The sequence below is a fragment of the Methylobacterium oryzihabitans genome, from assembly GCF_004004555.2.
GTDB lineage: Bacteria > Pseudomonadota > Alphaproteobacteria > Rhizobiales > Beijerinckiaceae > Methylobacterium > Methylobacterium oryzihabitans.
In genome coordinates, this window is the sequence record NZ_SACP01000001.1 from 39,280 (window position 1) to 55,349 (window position 16,070).

18 protein-coding genes are annotated in these 16,070 nt (G+C 69.1%); 11 read left to right on the top strand and 7 right to left on the bottom strand.

Annotated features, from left to right (window positions below):
* Positions 1 to 31: 31 nt before the first annotated feature.
* Positions 32 to 328 carry a hypothetical protein gene (locus EOE48_RS00170; RefSeq protein WP_127726755.1) on the top strand — a complete coding sequence of 99 codons (297 nt, stop codon included), beginning with the start codon at positions 32 to 34 and terminating at the stop codon, positions 326 to 328.
* Positions 319 to 1,158, top strand: coding sequence for a nucleotidyl transferase AbiEii/AbiGii toxin family protein (locus EOE48_RS00175; protein ID WP_127726756.1), 840 nt, complete (start codon positions 319 to 321; stop codon positions 1,156 to 1,158). Before EOE48_RS00170 ends, EOE48_RS00175 begins: the two co-directional genes overlap by 10 nt.
* Here EOE48_RS00175 and EOE48_RS00180 read toward each other — a convergent pair.
* From EOE48_RS00180 to EOE48_RS00190, 3 genes are all read right to left on the bottom strand, one after another.
* Positions 1,130 to 2,983 (bottom strand): glycosyltransferase family 2 protein, encoded by a 1,854-nt coding sequence (locus EOE48_RS00180; RefSeq protein WP_246153902.1) that lies wholly within the window; start codon positions 2,981 to 2,983, stop codon positions 1,130 to 1,132. The two genes, EOE48_RS00175 and EOE48_RS00180, sit on opposite strands and share 29 nt — an antisense overlap.
* Positions 2,984 to 3,117: 134 nt before the next feature.
* Positions 3,118 to 3,738: a hypothetical protein gene (locus tag EOE48_RS00185; RefSeq protein ID WP_127726758.1), complete on the bottom strand. Its 621-nt coding sequence runs from the start codon at positions 3,736 to 3,738 to the stop codon at positions 3,118 to 3,120.
* A 16-nt stretch (positions 3,739 to 3,754) separates the two neighbouring features.
* The gene (locus tag EOE48_RS00190; RefSeq protein ID WP_127726759.1) at positions 3,755 to 4,261 is read right to left on the bottom strand and encodes an invasion associated locus B family protein; all 507 of its coding nucleotides are present in this window, start codon (positions 4,259 to 4,261) and stop codon (positions 3,755 to 3,757) included.
* A gap of 225 nt (positions 4,262 to 4,486) precedes the next feature.
* On the opposite strand from EOE48_RS00190, the gene EOE48_RS00195 reads away from it, so the two are divergent.
* Entirely contained in the window at positions 4,487 to 4,858 is a 372-nt protein-coding gene (locus EOE48_RS00195) for a hypothetical protein (protein WP_127726760.1), read from the top strand.
* 795 nt (positions 4,859 to 5,653) lie between these two features.
* Here EOE48_RS00195 and EOE48_RS00200 read toward each other — a convergent pair.
* A complete protein-coding gene (locus EOE48_RS00200) occupies positions 5,654 to 6,145 on the bottom strand; it encodes a MarR family winged helix-turn-helix transcriptional regulator (RefSeq protein ID WP_425463607.1) in 492 nt (163 codons plus the stop codon).
* A 167-nt stretch (positions 6,146 to 6,312) separates the two neighbouring features.
* Here EOE48_RS00200 and EOE48_RS00205 point away from each other — a divergent pair, with 167 nt between their 5' ends.
* Complete coding sequence (locus tag EOE48_RS00205; protein WP_127726762.1) at positions 6,313 to 6,738, top strand: organic hydroperoxide resistance protein; 426 nt, start codon at positions 6,313 to 6,315, stop codon at positions 6,736 to 6,738.
* Between the two features lie 165 nt (positions 6,739 to 6,903).
* Here the strand turns inward: EOE48_RS00205 and rdgB are convergent, their stop codons facing one another.
* Complete coding sequence (rdgB, locus tag EOE48_RS00210; protein WP_127726763.1) at positions 6,904 to 7,533, bottom strand: RdgB/HAM1 family non-canonical purine NTP pyrophosphatase; 630 nt, start codon at positions 7,531 to 7,533, stop codon at positions 6,904 to 6,906.
* 34 nt (positions 7,534 to 7,567) lie between these two features.
* A complete protein-coding gene (gene rph, locus EOE48_RS00215; protein WP_127726764.1) occupies positions 7,568 to 8,281 on the bottom strand; it encodes a ribonuclease PH in 714 nt (237 codons plus the stop codon).
* Between the two features lie 194 nt (positions 8,282 to 8,475).
* On the opposite strand from rph, the gene EOE48_RS00220 reads away from it, so the two are divergent.
* The 6 genes from EOE48_RS00220 to EOE48_RS00245 all read left to right on the top strand — a co-directional run bounded on the left by EOE48_RS00220 (position 8,476) and on the right by EOE48_RS00245 (position 13,056).
* Positions 8,476 to 8,958, top strand: a complete 483-nt coding sequence (locus EOE48_RS00220; protein WP_127726765.1) for a tellurite resistance TerB family protein — start codon at positions 8,476 to 8,478, stop codon at positions 8,956 to 8,958.
* Entirely contained in the window at positions 8,955 to 9,689 is a 735-nt protein-coding gene (locus tag EOE48_RS00225; RefSeq protein WP_127726766.1) for a glutamine amidotransferase, read from the top strand. The genes EOE48_RS00220 and EOE48_RS00225 overlap by 4 nt, the downstream gene beginning before the upstream one ends.
* Positions 9,690 to 9,733: 44 nt before the next feature.
* Positions 9,734 to 10,135 carry a CidA/LrgA family protein gene (locus EOE48_RS00230; RefSeq protein WP_127726767.1) on the top strand — a complete coding sequence of 134 codons (402 nt, stop codon included), beginning with the start codon at positions 9,734 to 9,736 and terminating at the stop codon, positions 10,133 to 10,135.
* Positions 10,132 to 10,848, top strand: a complete 717-nt coding sequence (locus EOE48_RS00235) for an LrgB family protein (RefSeq protein WP_127726768.1) — start codon at positions 10,132 to 10,134, stop codon at positions 10,846 to 10,848. The genes EOE48_RS00230 and EOE48_RS00235 overlap by 4 nt, the downstream gene beginning before the upstream one ends.
* Before the next feature lie 289 nt (positions 10,849 to 11,137).
* Positions 11,138 to 11,839: a hypothetical protein gene (locus EOE48_RS00240; RefSeq protein WP_127726769.1), complete on the top strand. Its 702-nt coding sequence runs from the start codon at positions 11,138 to 11,140 to the stop codon at positions 11,837 to 11,839.
* Positions 11,836 to 13,056 carry a helix-turn-helix domain-containing protein gene (locus tag EOE48_RS00245; protein WP_127726770.1) on the top strand — a complete coding sequence of 407 codons (1,221 nt, stop codon included), beginning with the start codon at positions 11,836 to 11,838 and terminating at the stop codon, positions 13,054 to 13,056. Before EOE48_RS00240 ends, EOE48_RS00245 begins: the two co-directional genes overlap by 4 nt.
* A gap of 198 nt (positions 13,057 to 13,254) precedes the next feature.
* Here the strand turns inward: EOE48_RS00245 and EOE48_RS00250 are convergent, their stop codons facing one another.
* Positions 13,255 to 15,045 carry an ABC transporter ATP-binding protein/permease gene (locus EOE48_RS00250; protein ID WP_127726771.1) on the bottom strand — a complete coding sequence of 597 codons (1,791 nt, stop codon included), beginning with the start codon at positions 15,043 to 15,045 and terminating at the stop codon, positions 13,255 to 13,257.
* A gap of 297 nt (positions 15,046 to 15,342) precedes the next feature.
* Between EOE48_RS00250 and EOE48_RS00255 the strand changes: the two genes are divergently transcribed.
* Positions 15,343 to 15,975 carry a 2OG-Fe(II) oxygenase gene (locus EOE48_RS00255; RefSeq protein ID WP_127727181.1) on the top strand — a complete coding sequence of 211 codons (633 nt, stop codon included), beginning with the start codon at positions 15,343 to 15,345 and terminating at the stop codon, positions 15,973 to 15,975.
* Positions 15,976 to 16,070 lie beyond the last annotated feature (95 nt).

Sequence of the window (16,070 nt, forward strand, 5' to 3'; positions counted from 1 at the left end):
TCTCAGGACCCGGATCGCCGTGAGACCTGACATGGACAGCATCGGACGAGAGGAGGAAGCCGGCAATAGCCCGGACGGGCCGCACATCGCAGCGGCTAGGGATGTCGAGGCGTCCGCCATGTCGGATCTCGCCGCGACGATCGCCCTGGCACGAGCCGAGTTCGGTATCCGATGCTTCTGGAACACGCCGGTTCTGGTCGATCCGCGGGATGATGCCCGCTTGGTGGCGGATCGCCTCAGACGGTACGGCGGACGTCGCGGCTGGGACGTCGCCGCGTGCATCGACAAGGCGGTCGCGGCGACAGCGGGTCCGGTTCAGTGGCGCTGACCCATTTTCAGCGCGAGGTCCTGATCCGACTCTCCCGCAACCGCTCTCCGGACAGCGTCTTCGCGGGAGGTACGGTCGCGAACCGGAACGGCGCCCGCATCTCCCAGGATCTCGATATCGAGCACGGCACCACGGACGCCGTCCTGCGATCGTCCAGGCAGGACCAGGCGACGTTGCTCGCCGCCGGTTATGAGGTCGAGGAAACTCCGGCAAGCCGGCCTCGCGCCGGCTTCGTCGAGGTTGAATGCCGGAAGGACGGCCACTCGCTCCTGCTCGATTGGATGCATGACACGACGATCCGCTTCCTTCCGGCTGTCGAGGACGCCGACTTCGGCTGGCGCCTCCATGACGCGGATATCGCGCTGAACAAGCTTCTCGCTCTGGCGGGGCGCCGGGCGGCCCGCGACTATTACGATGTCGTCACGCTTCACGAACGCGGACTTCCGCTCGTGGCTCTGGCCTGGGCGGCTCTCGGCAAGGACGCCGGGATGACCCCCGAACTAGTGCTGGACGAGGCGGTCAGGAATTCACGCTACAGCGCGGCCCACCTGGAGACCGAGATCGTCGTCGATGGTGTTCTCGACCCCGTCGCGCTGAAGAGGAGCTTCCTTGGGGCCGTCGCGGAAGCAAGAGACCTTCTGCCGCGGCTCACCTCCGAGATCCCCGAGACCGTCGGCCGTTTGCCGCTCGGACTCGACGGCCGCGTGGTCGTGCCGGATCCTGATGCCTACCGCCGCGGCCGGATGATCTTCCATCCCGCGTCGGCCGGCGGAGCCTGGCCGCACGCCCTGGGAAGGAATCCTACTCCAGATCCTCCCCGAACGCCGTGACCGAGAAGGCGGGGTGGTAGTACGGGTCGTCGCGGATCGTCGCCCGCCAGCGGGCGGCGAAGCAGCCGGCCTCGGCCTCGAAGCGGACCCGCTGCGGGCCGACCGAGGGGCCGCGGCTCACCGATTCGTGGTGGGCCAGCACCGCCCGCGGCGTCCACAGCGAGCGGTGGCCGGTGGCGGCCAGCCGCAGGCAGAAGTCGATGTCGTTGAAGTCGATCGGAAACGACGCGGCGTCGAACCCGCCGACGGCGTCGTAGCGCTCCCGCGTCACCGCGAGGCAGGCGGCGGTGACGCCCGCGACCTCGTGCGCGACCCGCAGCCGCCCGAGATGGCCGGGCGTGCCGGCCGGCCGGTTGCGCAGGATGTGCCCGGCCCGGCCGCCGAGGCCGACGACGACGCCGGCATGCTGCAACCGGCCATTGCCGTAGAGGAGCTTGGCCCCGACCGCGCCGATCCCCGGGCGGACCGCCAGCCGCACCATCTCGGCGAGCCAGTCCGGTTCCAGCACTTCGACGTCGTTGTTGAGCAGCACCACGACCGATCCGGTCGAGGCCGCGACGCCGTCGTTGACCAGCGCCGAGAAGTTGAACGGGACCGGACGGTCGAGCCGGCGCACCCGCCCGTCCCCGGCGAGGCCGGCATAGAGCGCGTGCACCGCCGGGTCGGTCGAGCCGTTGTCGACGATCACCAGTTCGAGCGCCGGATAGGCCGTCCGCTCCAGCACGCCCAGGACTGCGGTGCCGATCAGGTCCGGCCGGTCGCGGGTCGGGATCACCACCGAGACGAGCGGAGGCGGATCGGGCAGCGGCCACAGCAGGTCCGAAACACCGTCCGCCACCCGCACCGTCGCGGGCGAGCCGGCGCGGGTCAGTGCGGTGGCGATCGAATCCGGCGCGTCGGGCGCCTCGCTCCCGCCGGCGCTGCGGCACAGCAGGCGGGCGACGTGGCGCACGCGGTCGGGCGCGGCGGCCGCTGCCGCGAGGGTGAGGGCGCGGGCGCCTTCCTCCGGACGCCACGGCAGCCCGGCGGCGAAGCCTGCGCCGAGCAGGAGCGGCCGGCCCGGATAGGCCGGGCCGCCGACGAGGGCGAGGTCGGGGCTCCAGCCCGGCTTGAGCCGCGGCTGCCGGCGGCCGTCCCGGCGCGCCTCCTCGTCGCCGTAGGCGAGTGCGGCCGGGTCGGGGCCGGCGAAGCAGGCGGCGAGCTGCGCCAGCGCGTCCGGCGCCGGTTCGTCGCCCGGCGCCAGGAACCCGACCGCGTCGGCGTCCGGGAAGGCCGGTGCGGCACCCGATACTTCGCGGACGCGCGCGTCGTCGGCGACGGCGGGCGGCGCGCCGCCGGTCCAGCGCAGGACCAGCCGCCAGTCGCGGTGGGTCTGGCCGGCCAGCGCCGTGAGGCTGCGCCGCACCGCTTCGACCTGATCCGCGGCCGCGTCCATGCGCAGGCCGACCCGGACCGTCGTCTCGGGCGCGCGGTCGAAAGCCGGCTCGACCGGGCGGGCGCGGCCGTCCCGCCACGTCTCCCAGGCACCGAGCGGGCTCACCGCCGCGGCGAGGCGCAGGGTGTTGCGGAACCGGCGGGCGTCGCCGCGGGCGAGGACGTAGAGCGCCACCGGCAATGAGCGCGGACGCCGGCGGGCGGCGAGCGCCAGGACGCGAAGCGTGGAGAGCAGCGCGGCTTCCTCGATCCGGAAGCCAGATTCGGGCGCGGCGAGCAGGATGGCCTCGGTTCCCGCCGGCACGAGGCCGAGCCAGCGCCCGCGGCCGAGCACCGGGCCCGGCAACAGGGCGTCCTCGGGCGGGGCGCCGTCGCGCAGGAACCGCAGCATCGGGCGCACCGGCCGGGCGAACAGGTCGGCGGCGTAGGTCAGGCGCAGCCAGCGGCCGGCCGGCGGCGGATCGAGGACGAGCCGGCGGGAGAAGTCCGGGTCGTCCCCATGCGGGACGACCCCGAGGCGGGTCCTCACCCGGGCTGTTCGGCCGGCGGCGCCGCGGGCTTGCGGCGCGGGGCGCGGGCCGGCTTGGTGGCCGCCCCGCCGAGGCCGACCTCGATGTCGAACTCGGTGGCGTAGGCGGCCGGCACCGACAGCCCGTCCTCGACCACCGTGAAGGTCCCGCTCGCCTGACCGGGCGGGATCGTCGCCGCGGCGCGCTGGGTCCGGCGGGTGACGATCTCGGTGCCGCGCTTGATCGAGACCGTGACCGGCGCGTCGAACCGCCCGGGCGAGCCGCCCGGTCCGAGCAGGGCCCGCCCCTGCACGCCGACCCGGACCAGGATGGTGCCGCCGGGGCCGGGCGTGCAGGACCGGCTGACCTGCGCGATCGCGATCTGGCTCCTCACCCCGCCGCCGCCCTGGGACTGGATCGCCGAGCCGCCCTCGGCGATCTCCGGGACCGGGCAGTAGGCCACGTCCTCGGTGGATGCGGGCGCCTCCGGCGGCTTGGTGGTGCCGCCGTAGCGCAGCATGTTCATGAACGGGTTGCCGTCGTCGGCGGGCGGCGTCTGCGCCCGGGCGCCCGGAGCCAGGACCAGGGCCGCGACCACAAGCCCGACCCGGCCCGCCGTTCGTGATCCAGCGGTCACCGTCCCCGTCCCTCCGTCATTGCAGGCTGTCGACCCCGGGGCCGAAGCCCTTGAGCGACAGCGGGATGCCGACCCCCTCCTCGGGGGTCTGGAACACGATGAAGGTCGCCTGCTGGCCGGCCTTGAGCTGGCCGATCAGCTTGTCGTCCATCACCACCTCGGCGACGCAGCCGGTCGAGAGGCAGCGCACGAAGGCGGTGCGGCCGACGTCGTTCTGGTCGATCTTGAGGCCCAGGCCGGACGGCAGCAGGATGCCGAGGGGCGCCACCACCCGCAGCAGGGTGCCGCGGTTGTCCGCCGTCTTCAGCACGATCACCACGAGGGTGAGGTTCGGCCGGTCCTCGGCCGCCACGTACTGCACCAGGGCGCATTGCTCCGACTTGGCGCCGGCCGGCGTCTCGCAGCGCATCTGCCAGTCGTCGAAGGTCTGCTTCACCGCGCCCTGCGCGAGAGCGGGCGCGCTCGCCAGAACCGCCAGGGTGCCGAACAGGCCGGCCCGCAGGCGTCGTCCGAACCGTCGCATGCTGTCCCGCACGCCTCTCACCGTTCCGCTGCCGGGCGCCGCCGCAAGCGGTGCCGTCGAGCCCGGGGCGTTCGGACCACGCGGGGCCCCGGCCTGTCAAGGACGCGCCCGGGAGACACACCGCTCCACAATCGCGCGGGCCGGATTTTTTGCACGCCGCCGGCCAACCATTCCGCTGCTAAGCTGTTGGAACACCGCACACGCCCTCGAACGGACCGCCCGCCGATGCGACGCACCACCCCCGCCCTCCTGATCGCGCTGCTGCCCCTCGCCGCCGCGCCGGCCCTCGCCGGCGGCCTGCCGGTCGACGAGACCACCTACATCGAGCGCTCGCTGGAGCGCGACGGGGCGCTGACCGTCGAGCACCCGCCGGTGCGCCGCAACCCGTGGGGCCGGCGCAACGGCAGTAGCGCCGAGATCGCCGGCGGCTGCCGCGAGGGCGGGCTCGTGCGCCGGTACGACGAGACGGGGGCGGTGATCGTGCGCCAGCGCGAGATCTGCGACAGCATCGCGCCGCGCACCCTGAATCCGGGCGAGGTCGATCCGCGGCCGGCGTGGCCGGTGGTGCCGCTGGCGGTGGTCCGGGCGCGGGGCTGATACGATTTTCGGACGATCAGTTCCGAAAAATCGTATCATCAACCCGCGCGGCACTTGAGCGAAGCCGGTTTCCGCATTGCGAACCAATCAATCGGAAACCCATGATACCAACGGTCGTTGACAACGACCTTTGGTTCTGCTCTCGAATTTCCGCCAAGCCTCTCGCTTAATTTCGGAAATTCGAGTTCCGGACATGGTGTCGTCAGCCCGCGCTGGAGCCGGAGGCTCCACGCGCATGAGCGACGTCGCTGTCGCGATGCGGACATCGTAGGACCGGTCGAACGGCCGCCCCGGCCCTCCCTCCGCTGCGGCCGGGACGGTCGCCGTGGCGGCCGAGCTGGATTCCGGTGCCGGCTCGGCCGCGCGACCGTCACCGCCGGATCGATCGGAGACGCAGACGCTCCCGACATGGAAACCGGCTCCAAACACTTGATCCAGGAGCATGATTTCGAGCGCGGGATCCCCTTTCCCGAGTGGGAGAGCCTGTTTGAGCGATGGTCCATCGTATTTATCGCGCGAAGCACCCCTCTCCCGGACGACTGAAGCGATAGCGGAAGGAGATCCGGGATCCAGACGTCAGATGTGCCGCGAAGCGGCTCAGTCTGACAGCACTGTCGCTGAGTATGGACGCTTCGCGACTTGTTGTACTGGATCCCGGATCTCCTTCCACTGCGTTCCAGTCGTCCGGGAAAGGGGGAGCTTGTTATTTAGATCGAGACTCAAACAGGCTCTGAGAGGGGATTCCGCGCTCCAAAAATCCAATCTTGAAATCAGATACTTGGAGCCGGTTTCCAGTCAGTCCCGCTCCGCCACCGTGACGTGCAACGCATCCCGCAACGCGACGATCTCGTCGCGCAGGGCGGCCAGTCTTTCGGGCGGCTGACCGGCCGCGCAGACGACCTCGCCCGGGAACGGCAGCGCCCGCTGGCGCAGGTCGCGGCCGGCCTCGGTGAGGCTGATCCGCATCAACCGTTCGTCGGCCGCGTCGCGGGCACGCTGGATCAGGCCCGTGCCCTCCAGCCGCTTCAGCAACGGCGTCAGCGTTCCGGAATCGAGGTAGAGCCGCTGCCCCAGCGCCTTCATCGTCTGCCGGTCCTCTTCCCACAGCAGAAGCAGCACCAGATATTGCGGATAGGTCAGGCCGAGCCCGTCGAGGAGCGGCTTGTAGACCCGGTTGAAGGCGTGCGCCGCCGAGTAGACGGCAAAGCAGATCTGGTTCGCCAGTGTCAGGGGGCCGTCCGCCTCGCAGGTGGGCGGCATCTCCCGCTCCGGACCGGGCTCCGGCATGCTCGTCCCTCCTGAGGACTGCGATCGGGGCGGCGGCCCCGCCGCAGCGCCGTCGTGGTGTCCGACATCGACGGGGAGATTTCAAGTTGCGCGCAATCTGATTTTTGGCTATCGAATATCGCGAGCGGGCCCGGACGGCCCGGCCGCACCAACCACGGAGGGATCCGATGTCCGTCGACGTGAAGTACACCACCGAGGCCACCGCCACCGGAGGCCGCGACGGCCGCGCGAAGACCCAGGACGGCTCCCTCGACGTGGCGCTGGCCACCCCGAAGGAACTCGGCGGCGCCGGGGGCCCCGGCAACAATCCCGAGCAGCTCTTCGCCGCCGGATACTCGGCCTGCTTCCTCGGTGCGATGAAGTTCGTCGGCGGCCAGGAGAAGATCAAGGTTCCGGCCGACGCCACGGTCACCGCGACGGTCGGCATCGGCCCGCGCTCGGAGGGCGGCTTCGGCATCACCGCCAGCCTGACGATCTCGCTGCCGGCCCTCGACCGCGCCACCGCCGAGACGCTGGTGGAGAAGGCGCATCAGGTGTGCCCGTACTCCAACGCCACCCGCGGCAACGTCGACGTCGCCCTCACCATCGCGTGATCCCGGCGCGGGGGCGGCCACGCCCCCGCCACACCCGTCGAACGACTTCCGGTCGATCGCTCGGCGACGGCGTCGCAGTCGTGTTCGCGACGCGAAATTCGGCTTGGCTCGGCGCCGCGCGGGCCCGTGATGCGGTTTTCGGAACGGACTCGTCCGAGAACCGTATCACGGGCGCCGCAGGCAGGCGGCGGCGAGGCTCAGGAAGGCGCGCGCCCGATGCGACAGCGCCCGGCCCGCCTCCCAGTCGATGCCGTGCTTCTCCTGGGCGCCGAGTTCGCCGAACGTGAGCGCGGTCTCGTCCGGCTTGAACATCGGATCGTAGCCGAAGCCGCGCTCGCCCCGCGGCGGCCAGACCAGTTCGCCGAAGACCCGCCCCTCGAACAGCTCCTCGTGCCCGTCCGGCCAGGCCAGGACCAGGGCCGAGACGAAATGCGAGCGCCGGTCGGTGGCGCCGCGGGCGGCGAGTTCGCGCTCGATCCGGGCCATCGCCCCGGCGAAATCCTTCGAGCCGCCCGACCAGCGGGCCGAGAACAGGCCCGGCGCCCCGTCGAGCGCGTTGACGCACAGGCCCGAATCGTCGGCGAAGGCCGGCAGGCCGGTGGCGGAGGCCGCCGCCCGCGCCTTGATCGCCGCGTTCTCGGCGAACATCGTGCCGGTCTCCTCCGGCTCCGGCAGGTTCAGCTCCCCGGCCGACACCGCCTCGACGCCGAACGGCGCCAGCAATTCGCGCATCTCGACGAGCTTGCCGCTGTTGTGGGTCGCGATCACCACCTTGCCGGTGAGGAGCCGGGCCATCGGGAAGTCTCCCTGAGATACGTCGTCGGGCTGGTCAGCCCACGGCCTGCTTCTGGAGGGCGACGAGGTCGGCGACCCCGGCCTTGGCGAGGCGCAGCAGCCCGAGGAATTCCTCCTCGGTGAACGGCTTCACCTCGGCGGTGCCCTGGACCTCGACGATCCCGCCCGAGCCGGTGATGACGAAGTTGGCGTCGGTCTCGGCGCCGGAATCCTCGTCGTAGTCGAGGTCGAGCACCGGCGTGCCCTTGTGGATGCCGCACGACACCGCCGCGACGTGGTCGCGCATCGGATCGACCGAGATGATCGAGCGGCCGCGCATCCAGGCGAAGCACTCGTGCAGGGCGACCCAGGCGCCGGTGATCGCGGCGGTGCGGGTGCCGCCATCGGCCTGGAGCACGTCGCAATCGACCACGATCTGCCGCTCGCCGATCGCCGGCAGATTGACCACCGCGCGCAGCGACCGGCCGATCAGGCGCTGGATCTCCTGGGTGCGCCCGGAGGGCTTGCCGGCATTGACCTCGCGGCGGTTGCGCTCGTGGGTGGCGCGCGGGAGCATCGCGTACTCGGCGGTGACCCAGCCGCGGCCCGATCCGCGCAGCCAGGACGGGCCGCGCTCCTCCAGCGAGGCGGTGCACAGGACCCGGGTCTCGCCGAACGTCACGAGGCACGACCCTTCGGCATGGCGCGACACGCTCCGCTCCAGCGTGACCTTGCGCAGCTCGTCGGGTGCGCGCTTCGAGGGACGCATCGGGTTCTCCTGTGCCGGACCGGGGCCCGCGCTCTTAGGCGCTGGCAGCCCGCGCGACAAGCCGCCCATCGGGCCGCGCGGCGGCGCGGGTCGGCAGGCGAGCCGTGCGTCCGGCGCCGGCGGCCAAGGCGCGGGCGGCGGTTGACGAAGGGGGGCCGGAGACCGACCTTGGGTGGTCGAACCGCCCCGATCCCATGCCCCTCATCGCCCGCCTCCTCGCCTCCGCCGCCGACTGGTTCGGTGCCCCCGCGGCGGCCGCCCCCGACTTGGCCGGCCCCGCCATCGCCGCCGCCGCGCTGCTCGTGCACGTCGCCCGGGTCGACGGGTCGCTGGCGCCGGTCGAGCACGAGCGGCTCGCCCGCCTGCTGCACGGCGGCGGGCTCGCCGCGTCGCCGGCGGAGGCCCTCGCGCTGATCGGGCGGGCGATCGCGGTCGACGACGAGACGCGGGACTTCGCCGACCTCGTGGCGCGGGTCGGGCGCGACGCCCCGGAGGCGGAGCGGCTCGGCCTGCTCGGCATGGCCTGGGCCATCGCCGCCGCCGACGGCACGGTGCACGAGTTCGAGGACGATCTGGTCTGGCGGCTCGGCCAGCTCCTCGGCTTCGACGACGCGGCGATCGCGGCGTCCCGGGCGATCGCCCTCGCGGCGCAGGCGCCGCAGGGAGCGGCGCCGTGAGACGGGAGGACGCGGCCGCGATCGGCAAGCCGGTGCTGATCGTCCTCCACCAGGAGGCCTCGACCCCCGGCCGGCTCGGCCGCCTGTTCCTGGAGCGCGGCCACCCCCTCGACATCCGCCGCCCGCGCTTCGGCGAGGCGCTGCCCGACACGTTGCGCGACCATGCCGGCGCGGTGATCTTCGGCGGTCCGATGAGCGCCAACGATCCCGACGACTTCGTGCGCACCGAGATCGACTGGATCGACGTGCCCCTGCGCGAGGGCGCGCCGTTCCTCGGCCTCTGCCTCGGGGCGCAGATGCTCGCCAAGGGCCTCGGGGCGACGGTGCGTCCGCATCCGGAGGGGCGGGCGGAGATCGGCTACTACCCGCTGCTGCCGACCGAGGCCGGCACCGCCTTCGCGGCCGAGATCGGCCAGCCGTGGCCGTCGCACGTCTATCACTGGCACCGCGAGGGCTTCACCTGCCCGGCGGGCGCGACCACGCTCGCCACCGGCGACGACTTCCCGACCCAGGCGATCCGGGTCGGGCCGGCGGCGTTCGGCTTCCAGTTCCACCCCGAGGTCACGCACGCGATGATGTGCCGCTGGACCGTGCGGGCGGCCGAGCGCCTGAAGCTGCCGGGCGCCCAGGACCGCGTGCGCCAGGCCGAGGGCCGGCTGATGCACGATCCCTCGGTGATGCGCTGGCTCGACGCCTTCCTCGACCACTGGCTCGGCGATCCGGGGCGCTGACGCCCGCGACCCTCGCCCGCCACCCCCACGAGCCGCCCGCCGCCATGATCGTCAGCCTGACCCTCCTGCTGCTGTGCCAACTCGTCGGGGAGATCCTGGCGCGGGGCCTCGCCCTGCCGCTGCCGGGTCCGGTGATCGGGATGGCGCTGCTGCTCGTCGTGCTGGTCCTGCGCGACCGCCGGCCGGGCGGCCTGCCGCCGCCCCTCGTCGACGGCACCCTGGAGAGCACCGGCAAGGGCCTGCTGGCCCATCTCTCGCTGCTGTTCGTGCCGGCCGGCGTCGGCGTGGTCGGGCGGCTCGACGTGCTGGCGGCGCACGGGGTCGCGCTCGCCGTCACCCTGGTGGTCTCCACGGCGGCGGCGCTCGCCGCCACGGTGCTGACCTTCACCTGGGTCGCACGCTGGACCGCGAAGGCGACCGCGAAACCCCCGGGGACCGGCCGATGACGAACGAGTTCGCGGTCTGGGTCTTCCTGTCGCGCAGCCCGCTGCTGTGGCTGACGGTGACGCTGCTCGCCTACGTGATCGCCGACCGGGTCTCGGCCGCCACCGGCCGCCATCCCCTCGCCAACCCGGTGCTGCACGCGATCTGGATGATCGGCCTCGTGCTGTGGGCCACCGGCACCGCCTACCCGGTCTATTTCGAGGGCGCGCAATTCGTGCACTTCCTTCTCGGGCCCGCCACCGTCGCGCTGGCGATCCCGCTCTACGAGCACCGGGTCACGGTGATGCGGGTGCTGGTGCCGATGCTGGTGGCCCTGCTCGTCGGCTCGACCGTCGCGCTCGGCACCGCCATGGCGACCGCGCGGCTGTTCGGCGTGCCGGAGGGCATCCTGGTCTCGCTGGCGCCGAAGTCGGTCACCGCGAGCGTCGCCATGGGCATCAGCGGGGCGCTCGGCGGCGACCCGGCGCTGACCGCCGTACTGGTGATCCTCACCGGGATCATCGGGGCGATCCTGGTGACACCGCTGCTGAACCTCCTCGGCATTCGCGACTGGCGCGCGCGGGGCTTCGCCGCGGGGCTCGCCGCCCACGGCATCGGCACCGCCCGGGCGTTCCAGGTCAGCGAGGTCGCCGGCACCTTCGCGGGCATCGCCATGGGGCTCAACGCCCTGCTGACCGCGATCCTGGTGCCGGTGGCGATCACGCTGTTGCGGTAGGGAGCAGATCGGATCGGTTTGACCGGTCGAAGGGTTGTTTAGGGCAGATAGCGGATCGTGCGCCCTCGTCCTCGACCTGCCGTCGCAGGGTTAGGTTTGCGATGCTGTTGTGCGCGATAAAATCGCAGGACCCTCATCTTCATCCTTATTCGTGGGCATGGTTCCTGAGAGCCTAGGAGCTTGAACACAACGCCACGTGGCACGCCAACAGCGGCATTGTGCCATCACGCTTGACTTTTTATATGAGAAACGACATCATGCTTGAGTGGTTAGCCTACCTGAGGATCCTGTGTCTCTGACGCGCGAACGGACCGACCAGATCCTGCGGGGTGATCTCAACCCCGAGTATATGGAGGCAGCATTGAAATCCCTCGCTTGGGGGTATGATCGGCTCTACCAGGAGTTGGCCGACAACAACGCTATCAACGACGCCATGCGGCATGAACAATTCGGCCATCGACGCGGCACGTGCGCTATAGATGCCCTTCTAGAAAACGCCAAAAAGCACGGCGTCCCATATGATATCCGTCGTCTCGACTGCAATGGGCAGAACAAACTGCTTGTAAGAATGGGTCGCTTGGTCTTGATGCAAGAACCGGTTCTAAGTTTTCGCGACGATCCGAGGGTGTCTGATTTCAAGCTGAAATTAGCAAATTTATATGGATTAATGAACCAACTTGAGCTGGATCTTGGTGATGGATATTATCGCGATAGTGAATGGGCTGGGTGTATTCTTTCGGTTCTTTTGCATGGGGCGGCTGGACCGAAATTCACGCGTGATCACAAAAAGCTGGGTGGCGTAATGCTTGCTGTGCCAGACGCGGAATACAGTTCATGGGTTCATCGGCTCGATCTTTACGAGTTAGCAATGCACGGTCGCAATGGAAAAGATTGGACGCCGAAGAGTGCGCCGAGTGAATATTCGCTCCTCCAGCCGGATAACGTGATTATCAATCCAAAGCGCAAGAATTCGAAGAGATCTGAAAGATGAGCATCGGCGTTCAGGCTTTTCAAGGAGCTCGCCTTAACGAGGCGCGACGCGCGCGAGGTATGTACAAGAAAGTACTTGGTGACTTGATCGGGGTAAGCGGCACTGCAATAAGCCGGTATGAAGATGGCTTGGATAAACCTCAACATGAAAAATTATGTGCTATTGCAAGTCATTTAGGTTTTTCATATGAATTCTTCCTCAAGCCGACATGGAATGAAAAAATTGGGCTCGTGTTCTGGCGCTCTCGGAATGCGGAAACAAAAACTGCGCGCGATATGACTGAACAGCGCATGCGCTGGCTATGCGAAATTTTCGCGTTCCTCGAAGACGAAGTCACGTTCCCAGTATACACGCCACCAGAAACCACTTCGGTCGAAGATCCCCGTCAAATCACTCCCGAAATTGTCGAATGCGCTGCCGAACAGGTGCGCGAACAGTGGAGGTTGGGAAATCATCCCATTCCTGATGTCGCGCTTGCGCTAGAAAATGCTGGTATTCCAGTGGTTAATTTGGAAATACCTTCAGATAAGCAAGATGGTTTCTGTTTTTATTCGCGCCATCTGAAGCGTTCTTTCGTAGGAATAAATATCTATGATGTAAGCTGCGCGCGAGCGCGCTACGATTGTGCGCACGAGCTCGGACATATGGTCCTCCACTCGCAAGTCACACCGCAGCAAGAACGCGATCCCTTACTTCACAAGCTCATTGAACAGCAAGCCCACCGCTTTGCTGGTGCGCTCTTGTTTCCCAGGAAATCATTCTTCGAGGAAGTTAGGAGCCCATCCCTTGACTATTTTGCATCATTGAAAAAGCGTTGGGGGCTGTCTATCAGCGCGATGATATTTCGGGCTTATAATCTGGGCCTGATAGACGATCAAGATAGATCTGTTTTATATCGCAATCTGACGCGAAGAGGTTGGCGCGGAGCGTTGCGTGAGCCATTTGATGACCGCACTGTCATGCCTCTTGAGCGCCCGCGTATGTTCAAGCGCGGCGTCGAGGCACTGCTAAGTGAAGGATATTATACACGGTCTGGCCTTCTAGAATGCTTGTCGCTTCCCGAACAGGAGGTTGAGCAGATAACTGGTGTTGAGTCAGGGTTCTTTCGCTCTGGCGAACTCGTTCAACTCGCCGTTCCGAAGAACTCCAGGGCGTTTAGGTCGTTCGACCTCGAGAGTGGCGAGATTATCGAGTTTTCGCGACGGTTTAAATCATGAACGACTGCACGGTGGGCCAGGTGTTGGAGATTTCATTTGCTGCCTTATAGCAAGACGATCAGTCCGAAAGCGTATTAGACCTCTCTGGTTAGGGTCGAGACCCGATCTATTTGACTGCGTGATTGGCCGCTGAGGTTCGAAAATAGCGCCCTACATTTGTTCAAGCCGATTGGATTTCACACTACTGGTCGGCCGGCGCTACTGCGCCGGCACCGCCTCGCGGGTGTCGACCGGAGCGAACACGCCGTCCTCGCGCCGGCGCATGTCGATCCGGCGCTGGTGGAAGGCGTCGAGGGTCGAGCGGTGGCCGATCGAAACCAAGGTGGTATCGGGCAGGCGCTGGCGCAGGATGCGGTAGAGCGCCGCCTCGGTCGGCTCGTCGAGGGCGGCGGTGGCCTCGTCGAGGAAGAGCCAGTCCGGCCGCTCCAGCAGCGCGCGGGCGATGGCGAGCCGCTGCTGCTCGCCGAGCGACAGCGACTGCGCCCAGGGCGCGACCTCGTCGAGACGCTCGGTGAGGTGGGGCAGGTGCGCCGCCACCAGAGCCTCGCGGATCGCCGCGTCGTCGTGCCGGCCCGAGGCGTCGGGATAGGTCGCGGCGGCGCGCAGGCTGCCCTGCGGCAGGTAGGGCCGCTGCGGCAGCAGCATCACCCGGGCGTCGGCCGGCAGCGTGACCTCGCCCTCGCCGAACGGCCAGATTCCGGCGAGCGCCCGGAACAGCGTCGACTTGCCCGAGCCCGACGGGCCGGCGAGCAGGGTCGTCTCGCCGGCGCGCAGGGACAGGTCCGGCACCGCGGCGATGCGGCGGCCGTCGGGCAGGTCGAGGCCGAGACCGGCGATGCGCAGCACCTCCCCGGCCTCGCGGCCGACATGGAGCCGGCTCGCCGCGGTCAGGGCCTCGGCCCGCTCCATCGAGGCGTCGAAGGTGACGAGCCGGTCGACCTGCGCCTTGTAGTCCGCCAGCGTCACGTAGGCGGTGATGAAGAACGACATCGTGCCCTCGACCCGCGCGAAGGCGCCGGCGGTCTGGGTCATCTGTCCGAGGGCGATCTGGCCGCTGAAGTAGTACGGCGCCACCAGCACGTAGGGGATCACCACGTTGAGCTGCTGGTAGCTGACCGTGAAGGCCGAGAGCTTCTTGCGCCGGTCGACGATGGCGTAGAAGTTCGCGATCAGGGCGGCGAAGCGGTCGCGCAGCAGGCCGCGCTCGGCGCCGCCGCCCGACAGCAGGGCCACCTGCTCGCCGTATTCGCGCAGGCGCGCGAGGGAGAAGCGGAAATCCGCCTCGCGCCGCTGCTGCTCGAAGTTGAGCCGGATCAGCGGCTGGCCGATCCGGTGGGTCAGCCACGTCACGAAGGCCGAGTAGATCAGCGCGCCCCAGACCAGGAAGCCCGGCACGTGCCAGTCGGTCCCCGGCACCGTGAAGGCCGCCGAGATGCTCCACAGGATCACCGAGAACGAGACGAGGTTCGACACCGCCGAGAGCAGGCTGATGGCGAGCGTCTGGGTCGTCTGGGTGAACTGGTCGACGTCGTCGGCGATGCGCTGGTCGGGATTGTCGGCCTGGAGCCCGGTCAGGCCCATGCGGTAATGGGTGTCGCGGCCGAGCCAGCGGTCGACGTAGTGCCGCGTCATCCACGACCGCCAGCGGATCCGCAGATACGACTGGATCACGTACTGGATGATCGCGCTGGCGACGTAGATCGACGCCCAGAGGCAGAACACCGAGAACAGCAGCGACCAGAACGCCGCCGCGTCCTTGCTCTGGATCGCATTGAACCAGTCGCGGTTGAAGTACGACAGCCGGACGTTGATCGCGACCTGGGCGAACTCGATGCCGATGACCAGGGCGGCCATGGTGAGCGCGACCCAGCGCTCCTGCAGCCGCACGGCGGGCAGGGGCCACAGGCGGATCTCCGTCATGTCCCGGGTGGTGTAGTACGGGACGGTGAGCCGCCAGATCTGCAGCAGCGCCTGCTTCAATCCGTGCATGGAGGTCTCCGGGGCCGCCCGCGGGAGCGGGAGGCCGTGAGGGGCGTGGGCAGCGTCGTCCGCTGGAGCCGCGCCGCCTTGGGTCAATCCCATGTCAGGACCATGGCGGCGCGGCCGTGGCAAGTGAAGCTCCGTTCACGTTCCGGAAGCTTCGGCGTCACGGACACAACCGGACCGCGAGCGGCTGCCCCGCGGCCGCCGCAATCCGCCGCGATGATCGCCGCCCTCGACGCGGCCCGCGGGCCGCCCTCCCGCCGCCGCCCGGGCGGCGCGCCAGACCGGATCGACCTCGAACGCATGACGGCCCTCTCGATCCTCGACCTCGACGCGGTGCGGGCAGCGCCCGTCTCCCGCGAGCCCTATCCGCACCTTCTCGGCACCTCGGTGCTGCGGCCCGACGCCGTCGACGACCTGCGCCGCGACTTCCCGGCGATCGCCAAGCCCGGCTACCTCACCCTCGACGAGATCGACCTGTCGGGGCGGTTCCGGGACCTGATCGAGGAACTCGAGAGCGACGCGTTCTCGGCCGAGATGGGCCGGATCTTCGGCATCGACCTCGTATCGTGCCCGCGCCTGACCACGGTGATGAAGCGCTCGCAGCCGAAATACGGCGCGATCCACACCGACGGGCCGTCCAAGGTGATGACGCTGCTCGTCTACATGAACGACGACTGGAACGCCCCCGAGGCCGGGCGGCTGCGCGTCCTCTACGACGGCGAGCGGTTCGAGCCCTACGCGGTCGAGGTGCCGCCGACGATGGGGACGATGTTCGCCTTCCTGCGCAGCGACTCCTCCTGGCACGGCCACCGGCCGTTCGAGGGCGAGCGCCGGGTGGTGCAGGTCGCCTGGGTGCGCGACGCGGCCGAGCTGGAGCGCAAGAAGAAGCGCAACCGCACGGCGCAGTTCCTCAAGGGCATCTTCGGCCGCTGAGGACCGCTCGGCCGCGGATGCCGTCCGCGGCCGTCGGGGGGATGGAGACGCACCCCGCCCGGTCGAAGACCGGCGGGGCGCCGGGTTGTCGAGGG

Excerpts from the sequence above, each read along its gene's own strand:
- EOE48_RS00170 (WP_127726755.1), top strand. The coding sequence starts at position 32 with ATGGACAGCATCGGACGAGAGGAGGAAGCCGGCAATAGCCCGGACGGG.
- EOE48_RS00180 (WP_246153902.1), bottom strand. The coding sequence starts at position 2,983 with ATGCTGCGGTTCCTGCGCGACGGCGCCCCGCCCGAGGACGCCCTGTTG.
- EOE48_RS00190 (WP_127726759.1), bottom strand. The coding sequence starts at position 4,261 with ATGCGACGGTTCGGACGACGCCTGCGGGCCGGCCTGTTCGGCACCCTG.
- EOE48_RS00195 (WP_127726760.1), top strand. The coding sequence starts at position 4,487 with ATGCGACGCACCACCCCCGCCCTCCTGATCGCGCTGCTGCCCCTCGCC.
- EOE48_RS00200 (WP_425463607.1), bottom strand. The coding sequence starts at position 6,145 with ATGCCGGAGCCCGGTCCGGAGCGGGAGATGCCGCCCACCTGCGAGGCG.
- EOE48_RS00205 (WP_127726762.1), top strand. The coding sequence starts at position 6,313 with ATGTCCGTCGACGTGAAGTACACCACCGAGGCCACCGCCACCGGAGGC.
- rdgB (WP_127726763.1), bottom strand. The coding sequence starts at position 7,533 with ATGGCCCGGCTCCTCACCGGCAAGGTGGTGATCGCGACCCACAACAGC.
- rph (WP_127726764.1), bottom strand. The coding sequence starts at position 8,281 with ATGCGTCCCTCGAAGCGCGCACCCGACGAGCTGCGCAAGGTCACGCTG.
- EOE48_RS00220 (WP_127726765.1), top strand. The coding sequence starts at position 8,476 with ATGCCCCTCATCGCCCGCCTCCTCGCCTCCGCCGCCGACTGGTTCGGT.
- EOE48_RS00230 (WP_127726767.1), top strand. The coding sequence starts at position 9,734 with ATGATCGTCAGCCTGACCCTCCTGCTGCTGTGCCAACTCGTCGGGGAG.
- EOE48_RS00235 (WP_127726768.1), top strand. The coding sequence starts at position 10,132 with ATGACGAACGAGTTCGCGGTCTGGGTCTTCCTGTCGCGCAGCCCGCTG.
- EOE48_RS00245 (WP_127726770.1), top strand. The coding sequence starts at position 11,836 with ATGAGCATCGGCGTTCAGGCTTTTCAAGGAGCTCGCCTTAACGAGGCG.
- EOE48_RS00250 (WP_127726771.1), bottom strand. The coding sequence starts at position 15,045 with ATGCACGGATTGAAGCAGGCGCTGCTGCAGATCTGGCGGCTCACCGTC.
- EOE48_RS00255 (WP_127727181.1), top strand. The coding sequence starts at position 15,343 with ATGACGGCCCTCTCGATCCTCGACCTCGACGCGGTGCGGGCAGCGCCC.